Below are 4283 nucleotides of genomic sequence, written 5' to 3' on the forward strand. Positions count from 1 at the left end.
AAGATGGCGTGGTGGAGTCCTTCCCGCGCCTCGAAGGCCGCCAGATGGTCATGATGATCGGCCCGAAGAAGAAGGCCTGATCCAGAAGGGCGCCTCCGGGCGCCCTTTCTCTATCTGAAATTTTTGTGTATCATCGCCGGCTCGGTCCGTATGGATGGGCCGTGTACCGTACCCGGCAGGAAGGAAAGCGCGGGCCCCAGGGCCAGCCGCCGGTTCAGTCAGAAACCCGAAAAGGGAGCATTCCGATGCCCAAGATCAAGACCAACCGGGCGGCTGCGAAGCGTTTTCGCAAGACCGCGTCCGGCAAGTTCAAGGCCGGTCACGCCTTCAAGTCGCACATCCTGACCAAGAAGTCGACCAAGCGTAAGCGCGGCCTGCGCGCTCCCAACCACGTCAAGCCGTGCGACACCAAGGGTGTGGCTCGGATGCTGCCGTATCTCTAAGGGAGACTAAGTCATGGCACGTGTTAAGCGCGGCGTTACCGCCCGTCGTCGTCACAAGAAGATCATCGGCCGTGCGAAGGGCTACTACAACGCCCGTCGCAAGGTTTTCCGCGTAGCTAACCAGGCCGTCATCAAGGCTGGCCAGTACGCCTACATCGGCCGCAAGCAGCGCAAGCGCCAGTTCCGCGCGCTGTGGATCGTCCGTATCAATGCCGCTGCCCGCCAGTTCGGCCTCTCGTACAGCCGCCTCATCAACGGCCTGGCGAAGGCGAACATCTCGGTCGACCGCAAGGTCCTCGCCGACCTCGCCGTGCACGACATCAAGGCGTTTGGCGCTATCGCAGAGAAGGCCAAGGCCAGTCTGGCTGCGTAATCCGCTTTACCACGCGCGGTAGTCATATCGCGCGATGATGGATGACGTGGGGAGAAGGCCTTGCCTTCTCCCCATTTCTTTTTGTTCTCCAGGAAAACCGATGGAATCGATCGAGAACGTCGACGCCTCCCTGCGCGATATCGAATCGGCAGCCTCGCTCGAGGCGCTGGATAGCGTGCGTGTCGCCCTGCTGGGCAAGAACGGCGCTGTCACCGCCGCCCTGAAGGCCCTGGGCCAGCTCACCGGCGAAGAGCGCAAGGCGCGCGGCGCCGAAGTGAACCGCGTCAAGGAGCGCCTCACCGACGCCATTGCCGCCCGCAAGCAGGCGCTGGAACAGGCCGAGCTCGACCGCCGCCTCGCTTCCGAACGCATCGACGTGACCCTGCCGGGTCGCAATGGTGAATACGGCGGCATCCACCCGATTACCCGTGCCCTCGAGCGCATCTCCGACATCTTTGGCCGCCTGGGTTACCAGCGCGCCGATGGCCCGGAGATCGAAGACGACTGGCACAACTTCGAAGCGCTGAACTTCCCGCCGCACCACCCCGCGCGCGCGATGCACGACACCTTCTACTTCGGCGACGGCCGCCTGCTGCGCACGCATACCTCGCCGGTGCAGATCCGCTCGATGCAGGGCCGGCAGCCGCCGATCCGCATCATCGCGCCGGGCAAGGTCTACCGCAGCGATTCGGACCAGACCCACTCGCCGATGTTCCACCAGATCGAGGGCCTGCTGGTCGACGAGACCTCCAGCTTCGCCGACCTGAAGGGGACGCTGGCCGAGTTCATCCGTGCGTTCTTCGAGCGCGACTTCGAGATGCGCTTCCGCCCCAGCTACTTCCCCTTCACCGAGCCCTCGGCCGAAGTGGATATCCGCTGGGATGCCGAAGACGGCAGCACCCGCTGGCTCGAGGTGCTGGGCTGCGGCATGGTGCACCCCACCGTGCTGAAGAACTGTGGCATCGATCCGGAGCGCTACAGCGGCTTCGCGTTCGGCCTGGGCGTCGAACGTTTCGCCATGCTGCGCTATGGCGTCAGCGACCTGCGTGCGTTCTTCGAGAACGACTTGCGCTTCCTGCGCCAGTTCGCCTGATCCACGCCGTCCTTAACGCATACGAGTCGCTCCCATGAAATTCTCCGAAAACTGGCTGCGTGAACTGGTAAGCATCGACGCGGATCGCGCGGCGCTGGTGCACGCGCTGACCATGTCGGGCCTGGAAGTCGAAGAAGTCACCGCCCTGGGCGATGGCCTCGACGGCGTCGTCGTCGCCGAGATCGTCGAAGCCACGAAGCATCCCGAAGCCGACCGCCTGCAGGTGTGCAAGGTCGATGCAGGGCAGGGCGAACTGCTGCAGATCGTCTGCGGCGCCCCGAATGCGCGCGTCGGCATCCGCGTGCCCCTGGCCACCGTCGGCGCTACCCTCCCGGGCGGCATCGCCATCAAGGCGGCGAAGCTGCGCGGCGTGGAATCGTTCGGCATGCTCTGTTCCGCGAAAGAGCTAGGTATCGATGCCGATGCCTCCGGCCTGCTCGAGCTGCCGGCGGATGCGCCGGTCGGCACGTCGCTGGCGGAATACCTCGGTCTGCCCGACGCCAGCATCGAACTGAAGATCACCCCGAACCGCCCCGACGTGCTCGGCCTGAACGGCCTGGCCCACGACGTCGCCGCGCTCTTCGGCAGCCACGTGCGTGCCGCCGGTGTGGCGGATGTCCCGGCCACCACGGGCACCACCCGTGCCGTGCGCCTGGATGCCGGTGCCGATGCGCCGCGCTACCTTGGCCGCATCATCGAAGGCGTCGACACCACCGCGAAGACCCCGCTGTGGATGGCCGAGCGTCTCCGCCGTGCCGGCCTGCGCCCGATCAGCCCCGTCGTCGACGTCACCAACTACGTGATGATGGAGCTCGGCCAGCCGCTGCACGCATTCGATAACGACCAGCTCAGCGGCAGCGTCGTCGTCCGCCACGCGGGCGAGGGCGAAGTGCTCAAGCTGCTCGATGGCAGCGATGCAAAGCTCGACCCGTCGTTCGTCGTGATTGCCGATGAAGCGAAAGCCCTGGCCGTCGCCGGCGTGATGGGCGGATTCGACTCGCGCGTCACCGATGCCACCCGCAACGTGTTCCTGGAGGCCGCGCACTTCGCGCCGGCCGCCATCATGGGCCGCGCCCGCAAGCTCGGCATGCACACCGATGCCTCGCACCGCTTCGAGCGCGGCGTGGATCCGGCCCTGCCGAAGCGTGCCCTCGAACGCGCCACCGAACTGCTGATCCAGATCGCCGGTGGCCAGGCCGGCCCGGTGACCACCGCCGAGCTCGGCGAACACCTGCGCGCGCATGCGCCGGTGCTCCTGCGCCACGCCCGCCTGCGCCGCATCCTCGGTATCGAAGTCGCTGCCGCTGAAGTCACCCGCATCTTCACCGCGCTCGGCATGGGCGTGGAAGAGATCCCGGATGGCTGGCGCGTGACCCCGCCGAGCAGCCGCTTCGATATCGAGATCGAAGAAGACCTTATCGAGGAAGTGGCCCGCATCCATGGCTACGAGCGCATCCCGACCACCACCCCGGCCGGCAAGATCGCGCTGGAACCGGTGGCCGAGGCGCGCCTGCCGGAGAACGCCCTGCGTGACCAGCTCGCTGCCCGCGGTTACTTCGAGGCAGTGACGCTCTCCTTCGTCAGCGCCGACCTGCTCAAGACCTGGCAGCTCGACCACGCCTGGGTCCCGCTCGCGAACCCGCTCTCGGCCGACCTGGCCGTGATGCGCACCTCGCTGTTGCCGGGCCTGGTCGAGGCGCTGCGCCATAACCGCGCCCGCCAGCAGGATCGCGTGCGCCTGTTCGAAGTAGCGCGCAGCTTCCACGCCACCGGCGGCGCCCCGGACGAGGTCGGCCGCGTGGCCGTGGTCGCCTCGGGCGCCGCTCGCGCCGAGCAGTGGGGCGAGGCCTCGCGCCCGGTCGATTTCTACGACCTCAAGGGTGACCTCGATGCGCTGGTCGCGCACACGGGTGAAGCCCAGCGCTGGTCCGTCGACTCGGAGGGCCTGCCCGCATGGCTGCACCCGGGGCGGGGTGCCCGCGTGCTCCGTGACGGCCAGCCGGCCGGCTTCCTCGGCGCGCTGCATCCGGCGCTCGCCAAGGCGCTCGACCTGGGTCCGGACGTCTACGTGATGGAACTGGCCCTGGAGCCGGTACTCACCCGTCGCATGCCGAACGCCACCCGCGTGGCCCGCTTCCCGGCGGTCCGCCGCGACATCGCCATGGACCTGCCGGAAGACGTGGCCTGGGCCAGCGTGGAAGGCGCTGTCCGCGGCGCCCTCGGCGAGCTCCTCAAGGAGGTCCGCCTGTTCGATCGCTACGTGGGCAAGGGCGTCGAGGAAGGGCGAAAGAGTCTCGCTATGGGCTTGATTTTACAGGACGCTTCACGCACCCTTACCGACGACGATGCCGACGCTTGCGTGGCAGACGCGGTG

At 67.2% G+C, this 4283-nt stretch carries 4 protein-coding genes; all 4 read left to right on the forward strand.

The features are described from left to right. Positions 1 to 245 precede the first annotated feature (245 nt). Positions 246 to 443: a 50S ribosomal protein L35 gene (rpmI, locus tag ACTHLF_RS05935; RefSeq protein ID WP_045831437.1), complete on the forward strand. Its 198-nt coding sequence runs from the start codon at positions 246 to 248 to the stop codon at positions 441 to 443. A gap of 13 nt (positions 444 to 456) precedes the next feature. Then, on the forward strand, positions 457 to 816 hold the full coding sequence (rplT, locus tag ACTHLF_RS05940; protein WP_072322974.1) for a 50S ribosomal protein L20: 360 nt from the start codon (positions 457 to 459) through the stop codon (positions 814 to 816). A gap of 100 nt (positions 817 to 916) precedes the next feature. Continuing rightward, positions 917 to 1909 (forward strand): phenylalanine--tRNA ligase subunit alpha, encoded by a 993-nt coding sequence (gene pheS, locus ACTHLF_RS05945; protein WP_440325691.1) that lies wholly within the window; start codon positions 917 to 919, stop codon positions 1907 to 1909. A gap of 34 nt (positions 1910 to 1943) precedes the next feature. Then, positions 1944 to 4283 (forward strand): phenylalanine--tRNA ligase subunit beta (gene pheT / locus ACTHLF_RS05950; protein WP_440325693.1); only part of this gene is annotated, 2340 nt, incomplete at its 3' end.

Origin of the sequence: Luteibacter sp., from assembly GCF_051958795.1 — a bacterium.
Classification (GTDB): Bacteria; Pseudomonadota; Gammaproteobacteria; order Xanthomonadales; family Rhodanobacteraceae; genus Luteibacter.

Bases quoted from the DNA above. Each gene is read 5' to 3' on its own strand.
- rpmI (WP_045831437.1), top strand. From the start codon at position 246: ATGCCCAAGATCAAGACCAACCGGGCGGCTGCGAAGCGTTTTCGCAAG.
- rplT (WP_072322974.1), top strand. From the start codon at position 457: ATGGCACGTGTTAAGCGCGGCGTTACCGCCCGTCGTCGTCACAAGAAG.
- pheS (WP_440325691.1), top strand. From the start codon at position 917: ATGGAATCGATCGAGAACGTCGACGCCTCCCTGCGCGATATCGAATCG.